22 protein-coding genes and 1 pseudogene are annotated in these 25,273 nt (G+C 69.9%); 7 read left to right on the forward strand and 16 right to left on the reverse strand.

The window, feature by feature from the left end; translation table 11 throughout:
* Nucleotides 1–205: 205 nt before the first annotated feature.
* The gene (locus ACFVZW_RS07590) at nt 206–1,936 is read left to right on the forward strand and encodes a serine hydrolase (protein WP_384518151.1); all 1,731 of its coding nucleotides are present in this window, start codon (nt 206–208) and stop codon (nt 1,934–1,936) included.
* Between the two features lie 776 nt (nt 1,937–2,712).
* On the opposite strand, the gene ACFVZW_RS07595 is transcribed toward ACFVZW_RS07590, so the two are convergent.
* Together ACFVZW_RS07595 and ACFVZW_RS07600 are read right to left on the reverse strand one after the other, a co-directional pair.
* On the reverse strand, nt 2,713–3,099 hold the full coding sequence (locus ACFVZW_RS07595; protein ID WP_384518154.1) for a VOC family protein: 387 nt from the start codon (nt 3,097–3,099) through the stop codon (nt 2,713–2,715).
* A 501-nt stretch (nt 3,100–3,600) separates the two neighbouring features.
* Nucleotides 3,601–3,951 (reverse strand): winged helix-turn-helix transcriptional regulator, encoded by a 351-nt coding sequence (locus ACFVZW_RS07600; RefSeq protein WP_384518156.1) that lies wholly within the window; start codon nt 3,949–3,951, stop codon nt 3,601–3,603.
* A gap of 48 nt (nt 3,952–3,999) precedes the next feature.
* Between ACFVZW_RS07600 and ACFVZW_RS07605 the strand changes: the two genes are divergently transcribed.
* Both ACFVZW_RS07605 and fabV read left to right on the forward strand, forming a co-directional pair.
* On the forward strand, nt 4,000–4,887 hold the full coding sequence (locus ACFVZW_RS07605; RefSeq protein WP_384518159.1) for an NAD(P)-dependent oxidoreductase: 888 nt from the start codon (nt 4,000–4,002) through the stop codon (nt 4,885–4,887).
* Between the two features lie 572 nt (nt 4,888–5,459).
* Nucleotides 5,460–6,668, forward strand: coding sequence for an enoyl-[acyl-carrier-protein] reductase FabV (gene fabV, locus ACFVZW_RS07610; protein ID WP_384518161.1), 1,209 nt, complete (start codon nt 5,460–5,462; stop codon nt 6,666–6,668).
* A 666-nt stretch (nt 6,669–7,334) separates the two neighbouring features.
* Here fabV and ACFVZW_RS07615 read toward each other — a convergent pair.
* Both ACFVZW_RS07615 and ACFVZW_RS07620 read right to left on the reverse strand, forming a co-directional pair.
* A pseudogene (locus ACFVZW_RS07615) lies at nt 7,335–8,178 on the reverse strand (IS5 family transposase).
* Nucleotides 8,179–8,231: 53 nt separating this feature from the next.
* Nucleotides 8,232–8,540, reverse strand: coding sequence for a hypothetical protein (locus ACFVZW_RS07620; RefSeq protein WP_384518164.1), 309 nt, complete (start codon nt 8,538–8,540; stop codon nt 8,232–8,234).
* Between the two features lie 639 nt (nt 8,541–9,179).
* Between ACFVZW_RS07620 and ACFVZW_RS07625 the strand changes: the two genes are divergently transcribed.
* Both ACFVZW_RS07625 and ACFVZW_RS07630 read left to right on the forward strand, forming a co-directional pair.
* Nucleotides 9,180–9,398: a hypothetical protein gene (locus ACFVZW_RS07625; RefSeq protein ID WP_384518165.1), complete on the forward strand. Its 219-nt coding sequence runs from the start codon at nt 9,180–9,182 to the stop codon at nt 9,396–9,398.
* A gap of 95 nt (nt 9,399–9,493) precedes the next feature.
* Nucleotides 9,494–10,255 carry a hypothetical protein gene (locus ACFVZW_RS07630; protein ID WP_384518168.1) on the forward strand — a complete coding sequence of 254 codons (762 nt, stop codon included), beginning with the start codon at nt 9,494–9,496 and terminating at the stop codon, nt 10,253–10,255.
* 63 nt (nt 10,256–10,318) lie between these two features.
* Here the strand turns inward: ACFVZW_RS07630 and ACFVZW_RS07635 are convergent, their stop codons facing one another.
* The 5 genes from ACFVZW_RS07635 to ACFVZW_RS07655 all read right to left on the reverse strand — a co-directional run bounded on the left by ACFVZW_RS07635 (nt 10,319) and on the right by ACFVZW_RS07655 (nt 17,080).
* Nucleotides 10,319–11,398, reverse strand: coding sequence for a C40 family peptidase (locus ACFVZW_RS07635; protein ID WP_384518171.1), 1,080 nt, complete (start codon nt 11,396–11,398; stop codon nt 10,319–10,321).
* A gap of 16 nt (nt 11,399–11,414) precedes the next feature.
* The gene (locus ACFVZW_RS07640) at nt 11,415–11,897 is read right to left on the reverse strand and encodes a poly-gamma-glutamate biosynthesis protein PgsC/CapC (RefSeq protein WP_384518173.1); all 483 of its coding nucleotides are present in this window, start codon (nt 11,895–11,897) and stop codon (nt 11,415–11,417) included.
* A gap of 75 nt (nt 11,898–11,972) precedes the next feature.
* Nucleotides 11,973–13,460, reverse strand: a complete 1,488-nt coding sequence (pgsB, locus tag ACFVZW_RS07645; RefSeq protein ID WP_384518176.1) for a poly-gamma-glutamate synthase PgsB — start codon at nt 13,458–13,460, stop codon at nt 11,973–11,975.
* Between the two features lie 7 nt (nt 13,461–13,467).
* Complete coding sequence (locus ACFVZW_RS07650; protein ID WP_384518397.1) at nt 13,468–15,711, reverse strand: HAMP domain-containing protein; 2,244 nt, start codon at nt 15,709–15,711, stop codon at nt 13,468–13,470.
* A 166-nt stretch (nt 15,712–15,877) separates the two neighbouring features.
* On the reverse strand, nt 15,878–17,080 hold the full coding sequence (locus tag ACFVZW_RS07655) for a CapA family protein (protein ID WP_384518178.1): 1,203 nt from the start codon (nt 17,078–17,080) through the stop codon (nt 15,878–15,880).
* Nucleotides 17,081–17,094: 14 nt separating this feature from the next.
* Here ACFVZW_RS07655 and ACFVZW_RS07660 point away from each other — a divergent pair, with 14 nt between their 5' ends.
* Nucleotides 17,095–18,063, forward strand: a complete 969-nt coding sequence (locus ACFVZW_RS07660) for a hypothetical protein (protein ID WP_384518180.1) — start codon at nt 17,095–17,097, stop codon at nt 18,061–18,063.
* Nucleotides 18,064–18,116: 53 nt separating this feature from the next.
* Here ACFVZW_RS07660 and ACFVZW_RS07665 read toward each other — a convergent pair whose 3' ends face one another.
* The 6 genes from ACFVZW_RS07665 to ACFVZW_RS07690 all read right to left on the reverse strand — a co-directional run bounded on the left by ACFVZW_RS07665 (nt 18,117) and on the right by ACFVZW_RS07690 (nt 23,259).
* Complete coding sequence (locus ACFVZW_RS07665) at nt 18,117–18,389, reverse strand: hypothetical protein (RefSeq protein ID WP_384518182.1); 273 nt, start codon at nt 18,387–18,389, stop codon at nt 18,117–18,119.
* 163 nt (nt 18,390–18,552) lie between these two features.
* The gene (locus ACFVZW_RS07670) at nt 18,553–19,536 is read right to left on the reverse strand and encodes an ABC transporter substrate-binding protein (protein ID WP_384518185.1); all 984 of its coding nucleotides are present in this window, start codon (nt 19,534–19,536) and stop codon (nt 18,553–18,555) included.
* 40 nt (nt 19,537–19,576) lie between these two features.
* The gene (locus ACFVZW_RS07675; protein WP_384518400.1) at nt 19,577–20,329 is read right to left on the reverse strand and encodes an amino acid ABC transporter ATP-binding protein; all 753 of its coding nucleotides are present in this window, start codon (nt 20,327–20,329) and stop codon (nt 19,577–19,579) included.
* Between the two features lie 62 nt (nt 20,330–20,391).
* Nucleotides 20,392–21,438, reverse strand: coding sequence for an amino acid ABC transporter permease (locus tag ACFVZW_RS07680; RefSeq protein ID WP_384518187.1), 1,047 nt, complete (start codon nt 21,436–21,438; stop codon nt 20,392–20,394).
* A gap of 115 nt (nt 21,439–21,553) precedes the next feature.
* Nucleotides 21,554–22,090, reverse strand: a complete 537-nt coding sequence (locus tag ACFVZW_RS07685; RefSeq protein WP_384518190.1) for a GNAT family N-acetyltransferase — start codon at nt 22,088–22,090, stop codon at nt 21,554–21,556.
* Nucleotides 22,087–23,259: an LLM class flavin-dependent oxidoreductase gene (locus tag ACFVZW_RS07690; RefSeq protein ID WP_384518193.1), complete on the reverse strand. Its 1,173-nt coding sequence runs from the start codon at nt 23,257–23,259 to the stop codon at nt 22,087–22,089. The genes ACFVZW_RS07685 and ACFVZW_RS07690 overlap by 4 nt, the downstream gene beginning before the upstream one ends.
* 680 nt (nt 23,260–23,939) lie before the next feature.
* On the opposite strand from ACFVZW_RS07690, the gene ACFVZW_RS07695 reads away from it, so the two are divergent.
* Nucleotides 23,940–24,488 (forward strand): rhodanese-like domain-containing protein, encoded by a 549-nt coding sequence (locus tag ACFVZW_RS07695; protein ID WP_384518196.1) that lies wholly within the window; start codon nt 23,940–23,942, stop codon nt 24,486–24,488.
* A 24-nt stretch (nt 24,489–24,512) separates the two neighbouring features.
* Here ACFVZW_RS07695 and ACFVZW_RS07700 read toward each other — a convergent pair whose 3' ends face one another.
* On the reverse strand, nt 24,513–25,139 hold the full coding sequence (locus tag ACFVZW_RS07700) for a solute carrier family 23 protein (RefSeq protein ID WP_384518199.1): 627 nt from the start codon (nt 25,137–25,139) through the stop codon (nt 24,513–24,515).
* Nucleotides 25,140–25,273: the final 134 nt, after the last annotated feature.

Below are 25,273 nucleotides of genomic sequence, written 5' to 3' on the forward strand. Positions count from 1 at the left end.
CCTCATGACTCACCGGTCGGAGCAGCTCACGCTCCGTGCATGGCGGAGCGTCGGCATCCTGCAGGGCCCCTCCGGGGCAGTTCGAGGGTGCTGTGGCCGTGCGAATGTGACCGATTGGCAACAGGATGACCGGATGAGCAACTTTCTGACCACCTCGATCCTCTAGGTGCTCGACATGATCAGACGCGGGTAAGAGGCCGAAACGATGAATGCAGTACCGGTGGACGGGACGTCCCCCAGCGGGTCGGAGAGCCGGCAGACGCCGGCCGGTGAGGACGTTGTGCCGGCGGAGGGTACGGACGCCGGCGAGAAGGGCGGGCAGGCACGTTCCGCCGCCCGGGAGGAACCGACGCTTGCAGCGGAGGCGGGCACCGGTGCGGGCACGGCGCCGGAGGCTGACCCGGAGAGGGAACCGGAGCACGCGCCGAAGCCCGGACCGTCAGTCGGCCGCGAGGCCGACGCGGGCCCCGGTGACACCGCGCACCAGCACGAGGCCGCCCCTGAGCCTGAGCCGCAGTCCGAACCCGCACCGGCACCGGCACCGGCGCCCTCGCCCCTGGCTGCACCGGAACCCGCCCTCACCCCCTCACCGGGCGCCCTCCGTCGCCATCCGGAACCGACGCGGGAGGCCACACCGCCCGCGCTCGATCTGCCGGCGCAGCTCACCAGCGCTCCCCCGCTGCCCGAGCCCGCGAAGCGGAGCCTCATGCGGCGGATCGGTGTCTGGACTCCGCTCGTCCTGCTGCCGGCCGTCGCCTTCATGGCCGTGCAGACGCTGCGACCGCTGCCGGAGCCCACCCTCGGCGGAGCCGAGACCTCGTACGCGCTGCCGGGCCGGTTCGAGATCCCGTGGCCCGACCACGGGCAGGGAGCGGTCCATATTCCGGGGACCGGCCAGGTCGCCGTCTTCGGTGCGCAGAACCCGGTGCCGACGGCCAGCGTCGCGAAGATCATGACGGCGTACGTCATCCTCAAGGAGCATCCGCTTGAGAGGGGCGAGGAGGGGCCGCGGATCACGGTGGACGCCAAGGCCGTCGCGGACGGGACGGCGAAGCACGAGTCCAGGATCCAGGGTCTGAGGGCGGGGACCACCTTCAGCCAGCAGGACATGCTCAAGATGCTGATGATCCCGTCGGGCAACAACGTCGCCCGGCTGCTGGCCCGGTGGGACGGCGGGGGCGACTCCACGGAGGCCTTCGTGGCGAAGATGAACGCGGCGGCCAAGGATCTCGGGATGCACGACACCACCTACACCGACCCCAGCGGGCTGGACCCCAAGACCGTGAGCACGGCCGTCGACCAGCTGAAGCTGGCAGAGGCGGTCATGAAGTACGACGTTTTCCGGGCGATCGTCGCCATGCCGAACGCCACGATCAAGGGGCTGCCGGAGCCCCTGCACAACAACAACGCCAGCCTGCTCCTCGCCGGGGTGAGCATCAGGGGCATCAAGACCGGTTCCAGTACGCCGGCGGGCGGCACGCTGGTGTGGGCCGCGTACAAGACCGTCGGCTCGCAGACGCCGCTGATCCTCGGCTCGATGATGGGCCAGCGGGTCGACGGGCCCGACCCCGACGCCATCAAGAGCCTGGCCCTGGTGAAGTCCAACAGCGAGAAGGTCGTCGCGGCCGTCCGCGCTGGTCTCACGTCCGTGACCGTCATCTCGAAGGGTCAGGTCGTCGGGCACGTGGACGACGGACTGGGCCGACGTACACCTGTGGTGGCTGCGAAAGACCTGCAGGTCGTCGGCGTACCGGGTCAGCAACTGGACGCCGTCCTGAGCGGCAACGGCAAGGCGCTCCCCCGCTCGGCCGCGGCCGGCACCGCGGTCGCCACGCTGACCGTGGGCAGCGGGCCTGGGGCCACGTCGATCCCGGTGACAGTGCAAACGGATCTGACGGAGCCCACTTTCACCGACAAGCTCACCCGCCTCGGCTGACGGGCACCGCTGCCCCGAGTCCACGCCGCCGGCCTCGCGCAGGTCCCGCGGCGATGCAGGGGTGCCGAGCACCGCTGCATCGTCGCCCGTCGCTGGTGGGGCGGCTGCAGAGAGCGCCCGTCGCTGGTGTGGCCGCCGCGCCCATACGCCGACGACGTGGTCGGCGGTCCGGCCGGCCCCGCCCTCCACCCTCCCCCGACGGGTCGGGGCCGGCGCGGCGCCGGCGGGCTGGTGTCGGCGCGAGAGCGCCGGGCTGGATGGGAGCCGGGACACAGCCGGGCCAGCGCGACGGGCACGGGGGAAACTCCACGTGCCCACCCTCGCCGTCGGCGGTTGCAGCCTGCGGCTTCATCGGAGCACCGGGCTGCGACGGTTCACAGGGAGTCGGGTACTTCTGGGGCGAAGCAACCGGGCTGGGACGGGAGCGATGGTCGCTCCGAAGCGGCCGGAGACGGCTTCTGGCGCCAGCACGGGCCAATGGCTGCCGCCGGGTTCGTAGGCGGGCTTGGTGGCACCGAGACCGACGAGACGCTTATCGGCGGTAGGAGGACGAGCTCGTCGTTGGTCTGGTCCGAAGCCCGGAAGGACTCAGCCGTATGGACGACGTACTTCGTCGTGCCATCGGTGCTCATCCCCGCGGAGTCACCGAGGGCCTGGGTGACCTTCCAGCCCAGGGCAGTGACGTGGAGCCGGCGAGGGCCTTCCGTCATGGCCCCAGAAGGCCGCGCACCTCACTGGGCCCGCAGCAGCCGTGCCGGCGTTCTTCGCGTTGACGGTCACCGGGTCCGCTTCTGGTTGACACCGATGACGTAGCCGTTGGGGTCGGTGAAGTAGAAGAGTTTGTCGCCGTGGTGCTCCATCACGTCCTTCTGGACGGTGACCCAGGAGCGGATGCGCTCGACGTACGTGTCGAAGTCGTCCACGGCCAGGTAGAACATGCCGAACGCGCCGACCGGGGTGTCCTTCAGGACGGGCAGCCAGCCGCGCAGGTGCTCGTCTCGGTAGACCATCAGCGCGAACTCGCCGTCGAAGAGCAGGATGCGCAGGTCGTCGTCCGGGTCGTTGCCGGCAGGCAGGGCGGTGAAGCCGAGCTTCTCGTAGAAGTCCACAGTCGCCTGGGTGTCGGAAACACCGAGGCACGGGGCGATGGCGGGCGGCTTCATGAGGATCACTCCTTGAACGGGGACGCAAGCAGGAAGGGGCGGAACTCCTCGCGAGCGCTTGGGCCTGTTCTGAGAAGTCATGGCGGAAGCATGGCCTCCGTATAGGACAGGACGCGTCCTAGATCCAGTGACCCGCCGGGTTGTTCACACGGGTGACGGGCACCGGCCTGTGCCGGTATCGGCTCGGATGGCGATCGCAACGCCGCCCCAGGATCTCCCTCCCGGATACCGCCCAGCCGCCGGAGAGTTTCACGGTCGCCCGGGTCGCACCAGCCACGGACCTCCGCTGGGCGGAAGCGGTGGGACGACCCAGGACATCCGATTGATCCGCGCGACCTGCAGTAGTTCCCGACGAGGCGCGTCGATCCTCCGGCACCTCACCACCCGCAGTAGCCACTTATTTGTGGGTACTTGGCGGTGTGCGGCAACGGGGTGATCCTGATGAAGGGCGGCCGGAGGGCCACCGGAGCCGGGCGAGAGGTGGGGTGACTGTGCGATGTGTCAGGAGGCCGACTGGGTGTCGGTGAGCCTCTCCAAGCGGCGGTGGCCCCAGTCGGAGACGGGAGCCAACGCCTCGGAGAGTTCCCGGCCGAACGTGGTCAGGGAGTAGAAGGTCTTCAGCGGAAGCACGTCGTACACCTCCCGGTACACGAGCCCATCGGTCTCCATCTCGCGCAGCGCCTGAGTGAGCACTTTCTCGCTGAGGCCCGGCAGCCGCCGGCGCAGTTCGCCGGGGCGGTGCGGACCGGATTCCAGCAACCAGAGCAGAGTCGTCTTCCACTTCCCGTCGATCACAGCGATCGCGGCGGTTACCCCGCAGACATTCAGGTCCTGAGCACGACTGCGCGTCACTTTCTCCCCATTCATTCCATGTTGCCGATACATCAACGGAGTTGAGTCATGTCCCTACACACTGAACAGTCTGCCGTCACCGTCCTCGGTCTGGGACCGATGGGCCGAGCCCTGGCGGGCGCGTTCCTGGACGCCGGTCTGCGCACCACGGTCTGGAACCGGACCCCGGGCCGGGACCAGGAGCTGGTCGCGCGGGGTGCGATCAGCGCCCGGTCGGCGGAGGAAGCGGCTGCCGCGAGCAGGCTGACGGTGGTCTGCGTGGTGAACTACGACGCGGCGGACACCATTCTGCGGCGCGAGGCGGTCACCGACGCGCTCAAAGGGCGCGCGGTGGTCAACCTGACCGCAGACACGCCGGACCGGGCCCGGGATGCCGCGGCCTGGGCGGCCGAGCACGGCGTTCGCTATCTGGACGGCGCGATCATGACCCCGACCCCGACCATCGGCACTCCGGCCGCTGTGTTCATCCACAGCGGCCCGAAAGATCTCTACGACGAGCACCAGTCGGTCCTGGAGGCGCTGGGCGGCACCCATACCCACCTCGGTGAGGAGATCGGCCGGGCGGCGGCATACGACATCGCGCTGCTCGACATCTTCTGGACCTCCATGGCGGGCTATGCCCACGCCCTGGCGGTCGCGCGAGCGGAGGGGATCACCGCGCGCGAACTGGCGCCGTTCGCCAAGGGGATCGGCGACATACTCCCGCCCATCTTCGAAGGGCTCGCGGAGGAAGTGGATCACGGTACGTTCTCCGGCGAGGGCAACCCTCTCACCTCAGCGGCGTCGTCCATGACCCATATCGTCCACACCTCCGAGGCCCACGGCATCGACGCGAGCGTGATGCGCGGGGCGGAAGGCATGGCCCGCCGAGCCATCGGGCTGGGCCACGGCACTGACGGGTTCATGCGGGTCACCGAACTGCTCGGTCGCCGCTGAGGAAGCCTACGGACCCCCACTCCGCGAGCTGCCGGGGCACACAACTGCTCCGGCCGGCTCAGTTCTTGCTGCCAATGCACAAGCCGCGCGCTGCAGTCGGCAGCCGCTCCGTGCCATCGGAGGCGCGTAAACGCGGCGTGGTCACTCGCCTCCACCCAAGATGGTGGGTGCGGTCATGGAACTGCAGGGCGCGGCGGCCGCCAACCGCGTGCGGGGGCGGAACCTGCTGAGCACGGCCGGACGGTCTTCCTGACTGTGCTGCATCCGTCGGCGATGCCGCGGGCTCGGACCGCCGCCGGAACTGGCCGGCGGGCCGCGCTCGCCGGCCTCGGGGAGGCGGCCAGACTGCCGACGTCCCGGCTGAGGTGCGTAACGCTCCCCATTGCCGATCCCGGTACGGGGATGCCGCCGGCCGCCTCCGATAGAGCTAGCGGAACCCTCCAAGTCCGGCTCGACATCATTGTGACAGGTCAAGATCACCGTGTTCATCCATGCGGCTGCAGACTTGCAGGACGGGGTGGCCGAGGCGGCCGCCGCGTCCTTGTCCGTGACGACACCTGGGGCACCACACCGTGAGCGAACGCGTCATTGCGCCCAAGAACCGGGGCTTCCTGTTCCTCGACTCCCATCCTGCCGGCTGCCGGCAGCTGGTGGACGAGATGTGGCAGGCCGTCCCTGCCCCGGTCACCGCCGGGCACGAAGGACCGGTGGCTCTGGTCATCGGCTCGTCCGCCGGGTACGGCCTCGCCGCTACGATCGCGGGCCTGGCCCGTGTCGGTATCCGCGGCATCGGTGTGTGCTTCGAGAAGGCGCCCGCGCGCCGCACCGGCACGGCCGGCTGGTATCGCACCGCCGCCACCGCCCGGCTCGCCCGACAGCACGGCCGGGACATGGTCTTCCTCAACGGCGATGCCTTCAGCGATACGGTGAAGGAGCAGGTCGCCGACCTCCTCACCGAGCGGTTCGGGGGACGGCTCGACTACCTGATCTACTCAGTGGCCGCGCCTCGCCGCACCGACCCGGACACCGGTGACGTGTATGCGTCGGTCCTCAAGCCGGTCGGTTCGCCGTACACCACCAAGACCCTCGTCTTCGACGAGCACGGTGCCCCGGAGGTGAAGGAGGTCACCACCGCGCCGGCCGAGGGCGACGACATCGACCAGACCGTGGCGGTGATGGGCGGCACCGACTGGGAACGCTGGATCACGTTCCTGGCCGACCGCTCCCTGCTCGCCGACGGCTTCGCCACCGCCGCCCTGTCCTACATCGGATCGCCCCTCACCGCGGCGATCTACCGGCAGGGCACCATCGGCGCCGCAAAGTCCCATCTGGAGGCCACCGCACGCACGTTGGACGAGCGCCTCGGCAAGACTTTGGGCGGCCGGGCCGTGACTTCGGTCAACGCCGCTGCCGTCACCCAGTCCTCCACCGCCATCCCCGGCATCGCCCTCTACGTCGGGCTGCTGCGCGGCGTCCTCGGCGACGACATGGTGGCCCCGATCGGTCAACTGGTGGAGCTGTGGGACCAGCTGACCGGCGCTCGCCCCCTCGACCTCGACGACGAGGGCCGGGTCCGCCTCGACACCTGGGAACTCGACGCCGCCGTGCAGAACGCCGTCGCCGAACGCTGGAGCACCGCCACCAGCGGCACCATCACCGAACTCGCCGACCTCGACTGGTTCAGCGACGAAGTCCGCCGCCTGTACGGCTTCTCTGTCGCCGGCGTCGACTACGCCGCCCCCGTCGAAACCGACATCCCATGGCCGACTCCCACGACCTGACCACAGCACGAACGCCCCTGCCGCAGCGACTACTTCCCCGGCCGCCCGTGCGCCGCGATCTCAACTCAGCACGCAGAACCTGACAGAGACGTCGTGGCTGACCGCGCCGCGCAACGCGTCCGGGGACAGGACCTGGGAAGCCGGCCAGGCGCGGACTTGGCCGCGCCGGGGCCCCGATCAACACTCGCCTGGTGGCCAATCCGCGTGGCTGGGGCCTTCTACACCACCCTCAGGCCGTGGAATGCTCGGCCCGCCGCTTTCAACAGGCGCCGCCGGGGCGCCCGAGGCCTCACGGCCGAACCAGTGACAGTAGGGGGCGGCGCCGGCGGCCGCCGCACGCGTGACGCGCGATCGGTGTCCTGCAGAACCCACTGGACCCGGCCTTTCCCCGCCGGCGCTCCCTGTCCCCTCGCCCGGGGCCACGCGGTCGCCCTGGTCGGGCGTACCCGGGGACGCCCGACCAGGGCGTAGGCGACGCAGACCAACTGAGCCCCGGCGCCGAACGGGGGGTGATCAGGTACACCGGTACCCGGTCAGCGATAGGGTCCGTGACCTTCCACGCCCGGCAGCGGTAGCCGCCCACGGCGCCGTGGAGTCGCGAGGCTGACGGCGAAGGCAGCAGCCCGCACCTGGTCGAGCCCGGAGCACTAGGGCGTTTCCTTCGGATCACCTTGATGACCAGATGAAGATGGCGGCGAGGTGGAGCCCGGCGAGGTAGATGGTGGCGGTCTTGTCGTACCGGGTGGCCAGGCCGCGCCATTGCTTGAGCTTGTTGATGCAGCGTTCGACGGTGTTGCGGCGCTTGTATACCTCGCGGTCGAAGGCCGGTGGTCTGCCGCCGCGGCTGCCCAGCCGCTTGCGGTTCGCGGCTTGGTCGGGGGCTGCGGGATCACGGCCCGGATCCCTCGGCGCCGCAGGTGAGTACGGATCGCGCGGGACGAGTAGGCCTTGTCCGCGAGGACCACGTCTGGCGTCGTTCGTGGTCGGCCGACCGGTCGGGGAACCCGGATCCGGGCCATGACCTGCTCGAACGCCGGCGCGTCGCCAGCCTGGCCTGGCGTGATGACGAAGGCCAGAGGCCGGCAGCGGCTGTCCGCGGCGAGGTGGATCTTGGTGGTCAGTCTGCCACGTGAGCGTCCGAGGGCATGGTCGTCCGGCTCGTCGGCCGGGGCCCCTTTTGGCGGGCTCCGGCGGCATGTTGGTGGGATCGGACGATGGTGGAGTCGACCGAGACGACCCAGTCGAGGTCGCCTTCGGCGTCGGCCTGGGCGAGCAGAGCTGTCAGGAGGCGTTCCCAGGTCCCCTCGGCCGCCCACTTCCGAAGCCGGTTGTGAACGCCCTTCCACGACCCGAACACCTCGGGCAGGTCCATCCACGGCGTTCCGGTCCGGTACTTGAACGAGATCGCGTCGATCACCTGCCGGTGATCCCGCCACCTACCGCCACGTCTCGGCGTCCGGTCCGACAGCAACGGCTCGATCCGCGCCCACTGCGCGTCAGTCAACGACACACATCAACCAACGATCAGATGATCCGCTGGAAACGGTTCATCGTTGTTGCATGTCAGACCAGCCCGAAGCCCCTCCGGATGACACCGTATTCCCCAGGCGTTTCCCAGCACGTGTAGTGGCGGCCAAGAAGATCGGGCAGGTCAATCCCCAGTTGCTCTGCCAGCCCGGCGGCACCGGTCTTGGATGTCCGAGAGGGGTCATCGGCAACTTGACAGTGGGCAGTGGCGCCCCGCAGTTCGATAACTACGTACTCCACGCGCCTGTCGGCGCTGACCACCGATTCCTCGTGGTCCTGCTCGTGCCGGGCATCTATAACCTGCCCACAGAGACCGCAGCGCAAGTTGTTTTGTGAGGCATCCACGGCAGGCATCGTACGGCTTCCTCGAACACGTGCGGCCGCCCGCCGTCCCCACCCCGGAACAACCGGGCATCGGCTCGCAAGCCGCCTGCACTCCCATCGCTGATCCGAAGGAAACGCCCTATAGCCGGGTGCAGCAGTGTCGTTCACCCCGATGGCGGGCGGCGCATCCGGTGTCCGTGACCGACCCCCTTCATGATCGTTACCCGCAGTGGCGGCGTCTGAGGGCGGCATCCCCGCCACCTTGAGTTTGGGGAGGAATGACGAGTGGGTGGCTGGATCAGCATCGGTCTAGGGGCTGCGGCAGTCCTGTGCCCGCTGCCGCAGTACGGCGACGTGGCCGTCGTCATGGAGCACACCCCCACCGGCGATCGCCTGGTGGTGTGCGCCCCGGATGTATTGATCGACATGGGCTACGGCGATGTGGCACCCGAAACTCCGCAACCCACGTGCACACGCCCGCCGACGTCTCCACCGCCCGCGTCGCCGCCGTCTCCACCGACTCCGGCCCCGTCAGTGCCCGAGCGGGCGGCGCCGGAGCCGCCCGGACCCGTACTCTCGCCTCCGCCGAAAGCGGCCCTGGTACCCGCCGCACCGGCGCTCCCCGTTCCCGGCCCGGAACCGACACCACCGGCAGACCACGTGCCGAGCACCACCCCCACCCCGACCCCGGCGTCGGCGCACGCGGCCATGGCGCCTCAAGCCTTCCGGTGGGTGCCGCGCTCGCAGTACACCGGCGGTCCGTCGCGCCCGGCTCCGGCCGGCATCTCGATGACCATGTCCACGGTCGTGGTCACCCTGCCGGCCGTTCTGGCCGCAGCCGCCCTGCGGCCGGGGTCCCGTCGCCGCGCCCGTGGCTGACCACCGTTTCCCCGGCGGGTCGGCTGGTCCGCGACCGGCCCACCGTGCCTGCCTCTGCTTCGTTCACGTCGCTTCGCTCGTCCTGGAGTTGTGCAATGCCGGAATGGCTCGTCTACACCCTGGCCTCGGTCCTGGTCTGCGTTCTCGTCGTCACGGCGACCGTCGTGCGGCACCGCCGCGTAGCGGTCGACGAGGACACCTCCGAGACACCGGACGTGCTGGAGTACATGGTCATGATGGTCGGCGTCGTCTACGCCATCGTGCTCGGTCTGGCGATCGCCGGCGTGTGGGAAGCCCGTAACGCGGCCGAGGACACCGTTCAGCGCGAGGCTCAGGCCCTGTACGAGATCGACCAACGCCTGGACGTCTACCCGGCCGCCTTCCGGACGCAGGTCAAGGAGCACATCGACGCCTACGCCCGGCATGCCGTCACCGCCGAATGGCCCGCTCTGAAGGACGGCACGCCCGTCGACGGCACCGGCGCCGAGCTGCTGGGCCGCATCCGGAGCGACATCGCTCACCGCACCCCGGCCGACGAACTCCAGGCCCAGGCCTACCAGCCGCTCCTGGACCAGGTGGCGGCCGCGGACGACGCCCGCCACCAGCGCCTGGACACTTCCGGCACCACCCTGCCCGCCGCACTCTGGTTCGGCCTCGTCGCCGGCGCCCTGGTCACGCTCGGCCTGCTCTACACCCTGCAGATCCGCCGCTCCGCGCGCGAATTGCTGCTGGCCACCACCTTCAGCGCCCTCGTGGTCTTCCTGCTCTTCCTCGTCTGGAGCTTCGACGCGCCCCTCGGCCACTCCGGAACGGACTCGGCACAGCCCCTGAGCGACCTGCTCACCACCGCAGCCTGATCACGCCTATGGGCATGCACCGATGGGCACGTCCAAAGTCGCCGTGCCACCCACAGCGTTGCCTCACAGGCGCTTCGCGCTGCGCAGGGTCTTGGCGTAGTAGCCGTTGCCGTCCAGTCGTGAGACTCCACCGATGTCGCCGATGGTGGGTCCGTTGACCTCCTCGCGGCTGGAGACGAAGATCAGGTGCCCTTCGGTGTCGTGGCCGAGGACCATGCCCACGTGGTCGAGCCGTTGTCCGGTGCGGGCGTCCAGCTTGAAGAAGACGAGGTCGCCCGGCTGCAGCTGGTCGATGGTGGAGGGCCGGTCCTGTGCCGAGATGCCGGTCAGCGGCATGACGTCCGCGCCCTGCCGGGAGCGTGCCATGCCGTTGGCGGTGCGCGGCAGGCCGTCGCCGGACTTGTCCGAGGACATCAGCGGGTAGCGCGCGCGGTAGCCCAGGACCATGCGGATGAAGCCGGAGCAGTCCAGGGACCGGGCGCGCATGGCTTCCGGCGTACCGACGGTGCCGTCCCGGAAGGGATACGGGGTGCCGAGATAGTCGTAGAAGTCCGATTGCTCGAGGCGCAGGTCACCGCCCTCGGCTCCGGAGGTGTTCAGCGGGCCGAAGTTCGCGTCGCCCGCGTACGCGAGGCCGTCGGCGTCCTTGCGCTGCGGGGAGCCCGCCACGTACTGGAAGGCGAAGGCGAAGAGGTCGTCCGCCTTGCTACCGGCGTACTGCGCGTACCAGTCCTGGAACCACTTCTGCTTCTCCGCGCCCTTGGACCAGCGTTCGGGCATGAGCCGGACCCAGTCCGTCGTGGAGACCTTGGACGCCGTGGAGGTCGGCTCGGCGAAGGTCCGTGCCGGGCCGGTCAGTTTCGCGGTGCGAGCTCCGTCGGTCAGGACCGCCTTCACCTGGCCGTCGGCGCCCCGGAGCACGCTGCGCGCGGGGTTCTCCAGCCGGGACCACCGTTCCCCGGCTGCGTCCTCGGACGGGCCGGCCTGCCCGGTGTTCCCGTTGAGTACACCGACGTTGCGTACTTCGGTGACGCCCTGCTCCTCCTGCTTGCGCAGTTCCAGGGTGAGGTATCCCGAGGTCGCGACGAGCGCGAGAACCGCGAGGCCCGATACGAGCGGGCGTGACTTCTTCTTCCCTGCCATGGTTCTTCCTCGATTCTCAGGCGGCGGGCATGACGCCGAGCAGCAGGCCGGCGGCGACGACGATGTAGGCGAGGAGGGAGACGGAGGCCGTCGCCAGCAAGGTCGGCCCCTTGGGCTGACGGACCAGCTGGTAGGCGATGAGGCCGGGGACGATGAATCCGAGGGTCTGGTTGCCGTACAGCAGCGGGAACTCGAGCGAGAGCACGATCATCACCGTGGCCTGCAGCAGCACGCCCAGGAGGACCACCGCGGCGAACAGCCTCTTGCCGTAAAGGATCACCAGTCGCTGCATGACCTTGGTGCCCGCGTACGTCAGTGCGGTGACGCCGACGACCATGGCCGCCCGCTGCAGATCCTCGATGAGGGTCAGGGCGAGCCAGCCCGGTGTGATCATCCCGCCTGGGGAGAGATTGGTGGTGAGGTAGCACAGCAGGGAGAAGAACAGACCTATGGCGATGCCCAGGGCGGCCATCTCGGGGGTCAGGGCGGCGGTGGTCAACGGGGGCTCCGGGCGCGTGTACGGGTGGTGAAGCAGGACGGTCGCAAGCGGCCGGCGGCCGTCCGCTGATCGGGGTCAGAAGTGCGAAGTCGGTCGGTCGCCCTCGTGGACGGGGTCGTGGAACCAGCCGAAGGAGTCCTCGGTTCCGGGTCCGCGCTGCCCGTCCACGGGCCCGCGTTGTGCGGTGAGCGGCCCCGGCTCGGGATGCACGTCGGGGACATGGGCCGGGATCCGTGCCAGCGGGATCTCGTGGGTCTGGAACGTCTGGTGGCGCTCCTCGTACGCCACGGGGTACGGGGCATAGGGGTCCAGGCGCGCGGGCTGGGCGGCCGCATCGGGCGCCCCGTCAGGCGCCGCGTCCGGACCGATCGCGGAACCGGTGTCGTCGGCCGGGAGTCCGGCCAGGTACTCCAGGAGTTCCTCGCCCTGGCCGTGGATGTTGCCGATGGCGACGAGCGAGGAGTCGTCGGGCATCCGGCCGAGCACGGCGGGCATGAAGTCCTCGGTCGGGCGACGCTCGCCGCCCAGGTCGACCGCCCTGTCCCGCCAGGGGGCGGGTATGGCGTCGATGGCGCTCTTCGAGGGGTGTCCGATGACGAAGACGTTGTCCGGCCGCAGGTCGGGGATGATCTCGCCCATCTGTCCGTTGCGTTCGACGCGGTCGGGCCGGCAGTTGATGACGACGTTCACAGGGCGGCTGATGGCCCCGAGGTCGAGGAGCTGGTTGACGTTCATCAGCGTCGACTCGGGGTCGTTCGCCGCGAAGACGTTGGCGAACGCGAGGCGTTTGCCCTCGGGCGTCACGTAGCGTTCCACGGACAGGACACCCGGGTCCGGGGGCGCGTCGTACATGCCCTGCAGGGCCACCTGCCGCTCCACGCCGAGCAGCTCCGCCACCGCCAGGGCGATCGCGACGTTCTCCTTGAAGGTGAACCAGCTGAAGCCGCGCAGCTCCTCGTCGGTGACCGACTCGGGGTCGGCGTAGACGAGCCGGCAGTCACGGGCGTCCGCCTCCTCCTGCAGGATGTGGAAGCGCTCCTTCTCCGCGGTGACGCAGATCCCGTTCTCCGGCATCGAGCGGCACAGGGATCGGGCCACGTCGTCCAGGGTGGGGCCCATCTCGGCGAGGTGGTCCTCGCGCACGTTGCACAGGACGCCGATGGTGGAGCGGATCAGCTTGCTCTGGTTGACCTCCTGCAGGGCCGGCATGACGGCCATGCACTCGATGACGAGGGCGTGGGGCCGGTAGGTGGCGGCCCGGCGCACGATGCCGATCTGTTCCACCACGTTGGCGATGCCGAACTTGCGGTAGACCGGTTCCTCGGTCGCGTCGGGGTGGATGAAGCGCGCTGCCGTGCCCGTCGTCTTGGCGACGGTGACGAGACCGCCGCCGCGCAGGGCGCCGGCGCACAGCCGGGTGATGGAGGACTTGCCCCGGATGCCGTTGACGAGCACCCGGGTGGGGATGGTGTGCAGGGCGGCGTAGTGCCTGCGCTGTTCCACGATGCCCGCGATCAGCAGGAACACCCCGCCGGTCAGCAGGACGAAGTAGAGGTAGAGCACGGCCTTGTCACCTTCCGCCGACGCTGGGCCGGGCATCCGCCGGCCGGCGCGCCTGGTTGTGTCTGTGGGCCTGCGCCTGCTGACGCAGGAGTTCGAGGCTGCGGACGACGGCGCCCACCTCGTCCTGGTATCGGGGGTAGAGGACGGTCTTGAGGTCGCCGTCCGCGAGCTTCTCGGCACTCGTGGCAAGAGCCCGCAGTGGTCGTACGACCACCAGGTAGACCCAGCCGAGGCAGAAGATGATCGCGGCCAGTCCGAGCATTCCGGCGAGCACGCTGCGGTCCTCGCGCTCGTGCGGGTCGATCTGGAAGCGCTCGGTGTTCTGCCAGCTGACGACGGTCCAGCCGATGTCGGCGGTGACGCCGCCGCCGGAGAACGGGGCCGCGGCGGCGACGGTGACACCGTCCCCTTCGCGGATGAGGAGGCCGTTCTCGACGGGACCCGCGCCGACCGGGACGCCGGCCGCCCGGACGAGGTCGGTCAGGGCGGTGCCCGGCAGCTTCTCGAACGCCAGGAATCCGTCGCTGGCCGCGATGGTCAGGCCGGCGGAGTCGACCACGCGGACGTCCCCCAGGCCGGGCCGCACCAGGAGCGAGTTGAGGAACTCCACTCTGATCTCGCCGACCAGGCTGCTGCCGTCACGCTCCGGTACCGGGGCGCCGGCCTGGATGACCGGCTCCTTGCCGCCCTGCCCGGACACGCGGACCAGCGGCAGATCCTCGCCACGGTTCCAGGCGTGCGGCTCGGCGCCCGCCTGGGCGGTGACGTGACCGTCGGCGTCGACGACGTAGAGGGCCTGGTAGCGGCTGTGCTTGGCCAGGGCGTCCTGGAGCAGGCGGCCGGTGGAGTCGTCGTCGGCCGCACCGATCAGGCGGGACGTGGAGACGAGGTCCGCCTGGGCCTCGTTGAGCGCCCTGCGCAGCCGGTCGGCGATCAGGTCGGTGCGGTCCCGCTGGTCGTTGACCATGGTGGTCGGCACGGTGACCGACGCGTCCGTGCGGTTCAGCAGCAGGCCGACGGGCACACACCACAGCAGCAGCAGAGCGGCCGTCACCACGAGCGGTCCGCGCCCACCGACCCGGATCCTCCTGCGGGGGGCTGCGTCGGCTCCGCTGTCGTCGCCGCCCAGCCGATGGCGCAGGCGCTCCAGGGCGATGCCGATCCGGGCGGCCTCTCCCCAGCGGGGCACCGAGACCGGCCGGGTCAGATCGCCGCGGGCGAGTCGGCGCGACTCCAGGAACAGCCGCAGCAGGGGTCGCTGCACGGTCCCCCAGAGCACGGTCACCGCGAGGAGTCCGAGCAGGACGAGGACGCCGGCAGCCGCCAGCCCGTACAGCTCGCGGCCCTGGTCGGCGGTCTGCTGCTGGACAACGGGCAGCAGGGCCACGACCGTCAGCCCGAGGCCGGCGGCGACGCTCGGCTTGTCCTCCGGGTCGGAGGAGGCGAGCGAGGCGTACCCGGCGGTGGCCACGCGGCCGTTGTACTCGCCGCCGATGAGGGTGCCGCTGACGCCGGGGTAGCCCCGCGAACCGGGCTCCTTGGCGCGGACGGGGTGCTGTTCGGTCCGCACCGCGGCCTGGTCGGCCAGTCGGCTCATCTGCTTGTGGAGGAAGGCCAGCTCCTGGCGTTCCTGGTCGGAGTTGAGCGCTTCGGCCCGCTCGAAGCCGGCCGTGGCGAGGACCTCGCCGTCCTCGGCCACCACCGCCATGCTGCGGAAGGGGCCGAGGTTGATGGCGGGCACGGACAGGCTGCTGGATGCGATCAGAAGCTGCTGCGGCCGGTCCTGCCAGTCCAGGACGACCATGGTCATCAAGCGCACGTCGCCGGTCTCCCGCCGCACCATGCGAGGGGTCAGGGCGTGCTCGCCGGTGAGTACGTCCTTGTCCAGCCAGGCGAGAGGAATCGTTTCTCCTCGCTCGGCGAGCACCTCTCCGCTCTCCAGGTCCAGCACGGTGGTGCCGGTCCACTTCTGGTAGGTCCGGCTCAGGTCCGACAGGATGCGTTCGGGCTTCACCGGGCGACCCGCGCTGAGCGCCGTGGCGGTGCGCTGCAGGTCCGTGACCCGCTCGTCGATCGAGGCGCGCAGAGCGATGGCGCCGTCCTCCGCGAAGTACTGCTGCGAGGACAGCACCGCCTTCGGCGCGACCGTGTCCTTGGTAGGGCCGAGCACCTTGGCCGTCAGGCCGGCCAGAGCGAGGATCAGCACGCACAGGACCGCGATCGGCGGACGGATGCCGCCGAGGAGCGGCATGTCCGCGCGCCTGCGGATCCGTCGCCGTCCTCCTCGCACGGAGTACGCGGCATTACTCGATGTCACTGCTGCTCTTTCCTGATTCCTACGGCCACACGAGGGGCCGCCACTGACGCGCGGCTTGGATGCCGTGGCCACGGACACGCGAAACGGTCGGTGTTGCGGCTCAGCTCTTCAGGGAGAGTTCGGCCAGGCCGTCGCCTCCCGAGCCTCCGCGGTTGAAGAGGAAGCCGCGTGTCCGCTCGGAGGCGAGGCGGTAGCGGGCGAGCCGGTCCTCGGACAGGCCGCCCGGGCTGTCGAGTGTCTGCCTGACATCGACGAGCCGGTGGTCCACGACGGCGCCTTCGGGGCGCTTCCCACCCGGCTCGACCTCGGGCGGGATGTCCACCAGTGTGGTGCGGTACCGGGCGGCGACGTCCCATCCGGAGTCCGTCTCCCGGAACTCGAACCAGCCGATCGCCCCCTCCTCGGTGAGCCCCGTGGGCGACGAGTGCCGGGCCACCTGGTTGCCCAGGCTGAAGGCGATCCAGGTGCCGTTCACCTTCTGGATCGGCTGCACCACGTGCGCGTGGTGTCCGATCACGAGATCGATCCCGGTCTCCTCGGTGATCCGCTCGGCGAGCTGCAACTGGGGGACGCTCGGCTCGTTGTAGTGCTCCAGACCCCAGTGGACCGAGAGGATCACCACCTCGGCGCCCTGCTTCCGGGCCCGGGCCTCGGCCTTCTTGATCTCGTCCGTGCCGATCCGGTTGAACGCCCAGCGTTCCTTCTCGGGCGTCGGATTGAGGAAGGACTCCCACGAGTAGGACAGGTGGGCCACCTTGACGCCCTTGACGTCGCGGATGTTGATCTTCTCCGCTTCCTCGGGAGTACGCGCCGAGCCGGCGTGACCGAGCCCCACCCTGTCCATGGTGTCCAGGGTGCGGCGGACAGCCTTCAGTCCGTGGTCGTAGGTGTGGTTCGAGGCGGTGGAGCAGGTGTCGTAGCCGACGTCCTTCAACGTCGTGAGGATCTGCGGCGGCACCAGGAACTCCGGGTATCCCTCGAAGGGGCCCTCGGGCTTGCCCACGGGAGTCTCCATGTGACAGATGGCCAGGTCGGCCTTGCTGATCACCGGCTGCACGCCGGCCATCAGCGGGCCGAAGTCCAGTCCGGCGCTCCCCTTGCCGGACCGCTCGGCGTCCCCGGCCGCCTGCTCGACCAGCTCAGGATGGATGAGAACATCTCCCGCGGCGGCGACGGTGAACGCGCGCCCACCCGGCTTGCTCTGCGACTCCGAAGGGGTCGACGCACAGCCGGTGGTGAGAACGGCGAAGGCCGCCGTCACTGCCAGCGCACGACCTATGGGGAGAGAATTACAGAATGTCACCGGCCGATTTTCACATGCGCCCCAAGATCGACTACCCACGGGGCGTCACGAGATCATCACGTTCTCTCCATGTCGCCGCCGTGGTCGGCATCGCGCTCGTACTGCTCGGCTGCCAGGCGACACCCAGCGGCAACGCGGACACGGAACGCTCACAAGCCCGCGAGCTCGTGAACCTCGACGACCGGATCCTCGAGTACGCCAAGCAGGCCGAAGGGCACGCGCCCTACACCCCACCCGGGGACGAACAGCGCGAAAACCTCGCTCGCGGCGTCGGTGACCTCCTGGACGGCGACCTCGACGGGGCCGAGGAACACCTCGCCTCCGTCGGCTTCCAGGTGACCAGACTCACCGACACCGCCTCCGGCCGGCGCTACGACGAGGTCGCCGCCCGGGGACCAGGAACCAAGGCGCGGTGGGGGCGGCTTTACGTCACCGCCGACGCCGACGTCCGCTGGAGCGTGCAGGTGCCGCATCCGGTGGCCGACCGCGGCACCGAATCCCTCGGCGCGCAGCTCCTGGAGAACACGCCGGGTGGCGCACTCGTCCTCGCAGGCGCTCACCGAACCTCCGGCCGGGGAGACGCGGCAGACGTCGCACACCGCACCGACAGCGCTTTTCACGCAATCGTCGTGGAACTACAGAAGCGCGACATTCCGGGAATGCAGCTGCACGGCTTCGCAAGAGCGGCGGACCGCCCCTACGACGCCGTCCTCTCCACCGGCGCCGTACAGGCGGCACCTGAGGAGGCCACGATGCTGGCCGACCTCATGGACGACCGCGACCTCCGCGTCTGCCGGGGATGGTCCGACCAATGCCCCCTGGAAGGAACCACGAACGCCCAGGGGAAGGCGGCGAAGCGCCACAACACGACATTCATCCATGTCGAACTCGCCCCAGCGGCAAGGGGCGACGGCCCCGACTCCACACATGTGCGGACAGCGCTCTCCAAGCTCCTCTCGGCATGGTCCGGCGCCGGAACGTAGCGACAGGCACCCGCCCGGGCGTCAGGCCCCGTGAAGACGGCCCTGAGGTCAGGTCACTCGGCCAGCACAATGGTGTGGTCGTACACGAAGTACGCACCGTCAGGGCTGAGAACCGAGAGCGATCCGCCGTCGTCCTGCGTGACGGACCACCGCCGATCGACCGGATGGTCGAACGACAGTTCCTCCAGCGAGAGGACGGCCGGAAGGCCCCACGCGTAGGCGCGTGCGAACAGGCTGCCTCCAGCCACGCCACCCGTGGTGAACGGGCTGATACCGGCCAGTCCGACCGCCAGTCCGGCGTGCCTCACACCCTCCAGCTCCACCATGAACGCCCACCCAGTGACCCCGTGACAGTCGCACGCCATCCCCTTCGCGCCCACCGGTCATCGACGGGTTCAACAGTGGCACAGACACCAGTCGAACCAGCCCACTGCGCGCAAGCGCGACCCGCCTGTCCTGGAACCACCGGGCGACGACGTCCGCCGGCGGCTACTTGCCGGACTTGGGCAGGCCCGGCGGGTTGATCTCGGACTCGGTCACGGCCTCGTCGGACAGGCCCCAGCGCTGAAGCACCTTGGCGTACGTGCCGTCGTCGATGACATGGTTGAGCGCGTCGGCGAGCGGCTTGGCCAGGCCGCTGTCCTTCTTCGTGGTGGCCGCGATGAGGCCCTGGAGCGTGGCGCCGGCGCCGGAGTACGTGCCGACCACCTCCGTCTTCCCCGTGGTCGCCGCGTGGTAGGCGGCGGTCGGGTTGGGCCCGAGGTAGAGGTCGATACGGCCGGACTGGAGGGCGAGGTAGGTGTCGCTGTCGTTCTGGTAGTACTTGATGTCCACCGGCTTGCGTCCGGCCTTCTCGTTCTCCTTGCTCCACTCGACGAGCAGCTTCTCCTGGTTGGTGCCGCTGCTCACAGCGACGGTCTTGCCCGCGACGTCCTCGGGCCCGGTGATCTTCAGGCCGCTGCCCTTCTTCGCCTCGAAGCCCAGGTTGTCCTCGCGGTAGGTGGCGAAGTCGTACTTCTCCTTGCGCTCCTCGGTGACGGTGATGTTGCTGAACCCGACGTCGTACTTGGCGCTGTCGAGGCCGACGAAGATGTTCTCCCAGGAGACCTGGTTGATGTGCGGCTTGAGGCCGAGGACGTCGGCGACGAGGGACGCGATGTCGGGCTCGACGCCGATGACGGTCTTGTTGTCGGTGGCGAAGAATGTCAGCGGCGCCGCCGAGCCGGACGAGTCGACGATCTCCAGGGTGCCTCGTGCGCGGATCTCCGCCGGCACCTGAGCGGCTATGGAGTCGACCTTGTCGGTGGTGACGCGGTTCTGATCCGGGCTCAGGTTGATCTTCACCTTGCTGCCCGACGCGGCCGCGACCTCGGTCGTGCCGCCGTCGGAGGGGTTGCCGCATGCGCCGAGGACGAGGGCGGCGGTCAGTCCCAGGGCGGCAGCGGCGGTACGACGGGGGATCGCGGTGGACATGGGTGTGCTCCTTGCTCGGCGGGATCGGCGGAAGGGGAGGTCAGAGGACCTTGGAGAGGAAGGCGCGGGTGCGCTCGTGCTGCGGGGCGTCCAGAACGGCCGCGGGCGGGCCCTGCTCCACGACGACACCGCCGTCCATGAACACCACGCTGTCGGCGACCTCGCGGGCGAAGCCGATCTCGTGGGTCACGACGATCATGGTGGTGCCGGTGCGGGCCAAGTCCTTGATGACGTCGAGGACTTCGCCGACCAGTTCGGGGTCGAGCGCCGACGTGGGCTCGTCGAAGAGCAGCACCTTCGGTTCGAGGGCGAGCGCGCGGGCAATGGCCACGCGCTGCTGCTGGCCTCCGGAGAGCTGCCGCGGGTAGGCGTCGGCCTTGTCGGCGAGACCGACCCGGTCCAGGAGTCGGCGGGCGCTCTCCTCCGCCTCCCTGCGCGGGCGGCGCAGCGCGGAGACCGGTGCTTCGACGAGGTTGTCCAGCACGGTCAGGTGCGGGAAGAGGTTGAAGTTCTGGAAGACGAACCCGATGTGGGTGCGCTGCTTCAGAACGTCCTTCTCCTTCAGTTCGTGCAGCTTGTCGCCCGAGCGGCGGTAGCCGATGAGCTCGCCGTCGATGCCGATCCAGCCGCGGTTGACCTTCTCCAGGTGGTTGATGGCCCGCAGCAGGGTGGACTTTCCGGAGCCGGACGGGCCGAGAATCACGGTGACCTCGCCGGCGCGGACCTTCAGGTCGACGCCGCGCAGCACCTCCAGCGGGCCGAAGCTCTTGTGGACGCCGTGGACGTCCACCATCACGCCGTCGGCCGTCGGCTTCGCGTCCTCGGCTGCCACCGTCACTGCGACTGTCGCGTCACTCATCGGCTTTCTCCCAACGGTTTCAGGGGTACGACGGGTTGGTTGCGCTGTGCGGCCGCCGCACGGAGGTCGCGGGCGAAGCGCCGGGCGCGCTGGAGCGGGGTGGGCGGCGGGGTGCGGTTGGCGCCGCGGGCGTAGCGGCGCTCCACGTAGTACTGGGCGACCGAGAGCAAGGAGGTCAGCACCACGTACCAGGCGGTGGCGACCAGCAGCAGGGGAATCACCCGTCCGTTGCGGCCGTAGATCACCTGCACCTGGTAGAACAGCTCGCCGATGGACATCACGTACACCACCGAGGTGCCCTTGAGCAGGCCGATGATCTCGTTGCCGGCCGTGGGCAGGATGGCGCGCATGGCCTGCGGCAGCACGATCCGGCGGATCTGCCGCAGTCGGGGAATGCCGAGTGCGGCGGCGGCCTCCAGCTGTCCGTGGTCGACGGCGATGACACCGCCGCGCACGATCTCGGCGGCGTAGGCGGCCTGATGCAGTGTCAATCCGATGATGGCGGCGCCGATCGTGCCGATCAGGCTGTTGCTGTCGACGGACCAGAACACCGGGCCGAACGGGATACCGACGCCCAACTCCTCATACAGGGCGCTCAAGTTGAACCAGAACACCAGCTGCACGATCATCGGGATGGACCGGAAGATCCAGATGTAGGTCCAGGCCACGGTCTGCAGCACCGGGCTGCGCGACAGCCGCATGAAGGCCAGGACGGTCCCGAGGAGAAAGCCCAGCACAGTGGCGTACGCGGTGAGCTGGAGGGTCACCGACACGGCCTGGACGATCGTCTCGGACAGGAAGTACGCGCGGAAGACGTCCCACTCCCAGACCGGATTGGTGGCCAGACCGTGCACGAACTGGGTGACCAGCACGATCACGGCGGTGGCTGCCACCCAGCGGAGGTAGTGGCGGGCGGGGACGACCTTGAGCGAGGCCGCGCCCTCCGGGGAGGGCGGTACGGGAGGGGCGGGCGGGGTTTCGGGGCGAGTCCCCGGGGAGGCCGCGCCGGGTGGCGCGGAGGCGGAACGGGCGGTCGGAGCCATCGTGGTGTTCCTGCTCAACTCTTCTGTGTGCTCAAGTGGATTGACCCGCGATGTGTCGATCGCGGAGGTGGCGGTACCCCACTTCTCGGGGATCCGGGGTACGTGCCGTCCTTGATCAGCTCGTTGACGGCGGACGGGAACGCTTTGGTGAGCGGGGAGCTTGTTGTGTGGCCGGCAGCTGCTTCTCGAAGGGCAGCGGGCCGATGCTTTCCGGGTCGGCCTCCGTGTCGAACAGCGGTGTGTAGCCGGTGGCCAGGTACAGGCCGCGGGCTTCGGGCTGGCGCGGGCCGGTGGTCAGGTAGATCCGCCTGTAGCCACGAGCGCTCGCCTCGTGCTCCAGTTCGGCGACGACGCGTCGGGCCAGACCGCGACGGCGGTGGAGTGAGTGCGTCCAGATCCGCTTCAGCTCGGCCGTTGTCGCGTCGTACCGGCGGAAGGCGCCGCCCGCGACCGGCTCGCCGTGTTCGAGGAGCAGGAGCAGGACGCCGCCGTGGGGCGCGGTGAACTCCTCGTCGGGGTAGCGGGAGATCTCGTCGTGCGCGGCCTTGCCGTAGCGCCGGGAGTACTCGTCGCCGAGTTCCCGCAACAGGGGCCGCACTCTGGAGTCGGAGACGGGGACTTGAATGACCGCCAGTTCCGGTGTGGTCGTCATCCGTTCACCGCCGCGAGGGTGCCGCGCGGCGCACGCTCGGCATCGCGTTCGGTGGCGCGCTTGGTCTCGCGCTCGGCATCGCGCTTGGCGACCTCCTCGCGGACGATCGGGATCACGTACCGGCCGAAGTCGATCGCATCGCCCAGCAGGTCGTAGCCGCGGGCGGAGAGGATGTCGACGCCGAGGTCGTGGTAGTCGAGCAACGCCTGGGCGACCGTCTCCGGCGTCCCGACCAGGGCGTTGGAGTTGCCGGCTCCTCCGGTCGCGGCGGCGGTCGGGGTCCACAGGGCGCGGTCGTACCGCTCCCCCGCCTCGGCGATGGCGATCAGCCGTTGCGAGCCGGCGTTCTGCGGAAGCGCAGCCTCGGGGGCGGCGGTGCGGTGACGCCTCTTGAGTCCCGCCGCGCCCCGCTCCCTGATCGCACCGAGCGTGTGGTGGGCCTTCTCCCAGGCCAACTCCTCGGTCGGGGCGATGATCGGGCGGAACGCCACCTGTATGCGGGGCACATCGGTGCGGCCCGCCGCCTTCGCGGCGGCCTTCACGGCCTCGATCTGCCCGGCGGTCTCCGCCAGGGGTTCGCCCCACAGGCAGTAGATGTCGGCCTCGGCGCCCCCCGCGGCGTACGCCGCGGGCGACGAGCCTCCGAACGACACGTTGGGGCGGGGCTGTTGGGCCGGGAAGACATCGCTGACGAAGTCGTGGAAGCGGTAGTGCTCGCCCTCGTGGTCGAAGGGCTCGTGGCTGGTCCAGATCTTCTTGACGATCCGGATGTACTCGCGGGTGCGGGCGTAGCGCTCGTCCTTCGTGAGGGTGTCGCCCTCGCGGCCCTGTTCGTGGTCATTGCCCCCGGTGATGAAGTGCACGGCCAGCCGGCCATCACTGATCTGGTCGAGGGTGGCGAACGTCTTGGCGGCGAAGGTGGGGTACGAGACGTTGGGCCGGTGGGCGAGCAGGATCTGGAGGCGTTCCAGCCTGCTCGCGACGTAGGCGGCGGCCGGCGCGGGGTCCGGCGATCCGGAGCCGTAGGCGAACAGCACCCGGTCCCAACCGTGGTCCTCGTGCGCCCGGGCGAGCCGGAGCGTGTACTCCTTGTCGAAGGCGGCGCCGGAGCGGGGGGTCGTTTCGGAGCCGTCGTTGGTGGCGGCGATGCCAAGGAACTCCACGGGCATGGGAGAGGGCCTTTCCTCAAGTCCTTCGGTCCGTGCCGTGGGCGGCGGCACGCGGGCACAACGGAGCAGAGCAGCCTTCCGCGCAGCCGTATGACGGCGCTTCAGGGCGCTGCGAAACAGGTGGTGTGCAGTGGGATGGCGCCGGGGCATGCCCCCTGGGCGAGGTGAGGCGGCGGCAGCACGTGCAGGCCTCGCAGGACCGTCGTACGTGGTTTCAGTGTGCACTGAACGCATGCGTACGACGGTGCCGTGAAAGGAGGAACTCGGTCCCGCAACGGGGTCACCGAGGGAGGTAAGGGCCGGTCAGACGGCCCGCTGCCGCATCAGCAGCAACACGAGGCGGACCACACCCGACCGAAGTCGATGTGGTCACGGGTGACCAGGCGCTGCTCGGCATTCATGCGAACAATTGAGCAGTACATCTCGCTTCTCGTCAACCACGGCCCGGATGCCGGACCGTGGTTCGGCACTTCCTGGGTGCGGTGGACGCACGTGCGCCCATACGGAGGTCGCCGAGCGCCCGCTCGGATTGTTGCCGCGGCGTGACGACGTCATGGCTACCCCGTGGCGATACCGTCCGCCTCCCCGCGGAACCGCCCGGCAACGCCTAGCATCCCCGGAACGCCCCTGCCGCTGGTGGTGCGGGGCCGTCCCCCGTCTCTGCCAAGGGCAGGTTCCCCATGAGCATCTCCCGCACCCTCAGTGTCGACGAAGCTGAGCCACGACTGCCCGAGCTGAACGTGGTCGACGTCCGTACGCCCGGCGAGTTCGCGTCCGGCCGCTTGCCGGGCGCCGTCAACGTTCCCCTGGAACGCATCGAGGGCAGCCTGGCGGAGCTGCGGCACACCGCCGAGAGCGGTTCGCTGCTCCTCGTGTGCGCCTCCGGCACCCGCTCCGAGAAGGGTGCCGCGGTCCTCGCCTCCCACGGGATCGCGGTCGCGAGCCTGACCGGCGGCACGCGGGCCTGGGCCGCCGCCGGCCACCAGCTCGAGCATCCGCCCGGCCCCGTACGCGCCGTCTGGGGGATGGAGCGTCAGGTGCGCTTCACCGCCGGCGCCCTCGTGCTGCTCGGCCTGGCTCTCGGACTGCTCGTGCATCCGGCGTTCCGGCTCCTGTCGGTCGCGATCGCCGGAGGTCTGGTGTTCTCGGCGCTCACCGACACCTGCGGAATGGCGGTGGTCCTGGGCCGGCTGCCCTTCAACCGGCGGGGCGCAGCGCCTCACAGGTGACCCGCGCCACCGCTTCCGGTGCGGTCACTCCCGTGCGCGTGGCTCCGGCCGGGCCGGGCGACGGCCTCCCGCACCGAACCGGCCGAGCAGCGCGGTGAGGAGGACTGCCGTCAGCGTGCCGGCGACGACTCCGCTGCCCAGGATCGTGCGGGCCCACGGGGGAAACCCCGCGTACAGCTCCGGGCTGAGGAGCGGCAGCAGACCCGCGGTGAGCGCGAGCGCCGCCGTCAGGTTGCCCGTACCCGTGCCGGACAGGTCGGCGCGGCGGAGCATCTCGACGCCCATCACGGCGATGACGGCGTAGACGACGAGCGCGGAGCCGCCCACGACGGCTTCGGGGATGCCGGCCAGCGCCCGGGACACGGGTGTGGCCAGGCCGAGGACGATCAGGAGCACTCCGGCCCCGGCGGTCACGAAGCGGCTGCGGACTCCGGTGAGGCGGCCGATGCCGATGTTCTCGGCGCTGGTGACCATGAGGGACGTACCGAACAGTCCGCCGGCCAGGGAGACCAGGGCATCGGCGCGGGCAACGCGCGGAACGTCCCGTTCGGGAGCGGGAGTTCGGCCGACGGTCTCGCTGTTGAGCACGGTCTGCCCGGTGATCTCGGCCAGCGTGGTGAGGCTGAACACGAGCAGCGGAAGCGCGGCCACCAGGTCGAACCGAGGTGTCCCGAAGGGCAGGAGGGGGGGGGGGGGGGGGGCGGCGCGCGGCGCGGGGGGGTGTGGGGCCAGGGCGGGGGGTGACCCCCCCCCGCGTGTCCGCGCCCCCCGCGCTTTTGTGGTGG

It is taken from the genome of Streptomyces sp. NPDC059567, assembly GCF_042735655.1.
GTDB lineage: Bacteria > Actinomycetota > Actinomycetes > Streptomycetales > Streptomycetaceae > Streptomyces.

What these genes read in the sequence shown, in the direction of transcription:
- ACFVZW_RS07590 (WP_384518151.1), top strand. Translation starts at nt 206, where the DNA reads ATGAATGCAGTACCGGTGGACGGGACGTCCCCCAGCGGGTCGGAGAGC.
- ACFVZW_RS07595 (WP_384518154.1), bottom strand. Translation starts at nt 3,099, where the DNA reads ATGAAGCCGCCCGCCATCGCCCCGTGCCTCGGTGTTTCCGACACCCAG.
- ACFVZW_RS07605 (WP_384518159.1), top strand. Translation starts at nt 4,000, where the DNA reads ATGTCCCTACACACTGAACAGTCTGCCGTCACCGTCCTCGGTCTGGGA.
- ACFVZW_RS07630 (WP_384518168.1), top strand. Translation starts at nt 9,494, where the DNA reads ATGCCGGAATGGCTCGTCTACACCCTGGCCTCGGTCCTGGTCTGCGTT.
- ACFVZW_RS07635 (WP_384518171.1), bottom strand. Translation starts at nt 11,398, where the DNA reads ATGGCAGGGAAGAAGAAGTCACGCCCGCTCGTATCGGGCCTCGCGGTT.
- ACFVZW_RS07650 (WP_384518397.1), bottom strand. Translation starts at nt 15,711, where the DNA reads ATGCCGCTCCTCGGCGGCATCCGTCCGCCGATCGCGGTCCTGTGCGTG.
- ACFVZW_RS07660 (WP_384518180.1), top strand. Translation starts at nt 17,095, where the DNA reads ATGCGCCCCAAGATCGACTACCCACGGGGCGTCACGAGATCATCACGT.
- ACFVZW_RS07665 (WP_384518182.1), bottom strand. Translation starts at nt 18,389, where the DNA reads ATGGTGGAGCTGGAGGGTGTGAGGCACGCCGGACTGGCGGTCGGACTG.
- ACFVZW_RS07670 (WP_384518185.1), bottom strand. Translation starts at nt 19,536, where the DNA reads ATGTCCACCGCGATCCCCCGTCGTACCGCCGCTGCCGCCCTGGGACTG.
- ACFVZW_RS07675 (WP_384518400.1), bottom strand. Translation starts at nt 20,329, where the DNA reads ATGGTGGACGTCCACGGCGTCCACAAGAGCTTCGGCCCGCTGGAGGTG.
- ACFVZW_RS07680 (WP_384518187.1), bottom strand. Translation starts at nt 21,438, where the DNA reads ATGGCTCCGACCGCCCGTTCCGCCTCCGCGCCACCCGGCGCGGCCTCC.
- ACFVZW_RS07685 (WP_384518190.1), bottom strand. Translation starts at nt 22,090, where the DNA reads ATGACGACCACACCGGAACTGGCGGTCATTCAAGTCCCCGTCTCCGAC.
- ACFVZW_RS07690 (WP_384518193.1), bottom strand. Translation starts at nt 23,259, where the DNA reads ATGCCCGTGGAGTTCCTTGGCATCGCCGCCACCAACGACGGCTCCGAA.
- ACFVZW_RS07695 (WP_384518196.1), top strand. Translation starts at nt 23,940, where the DNA reads ATGAGCATCTCCCGCACCCTCAGTGTCGACGAAGCTGAGCCACGACTG.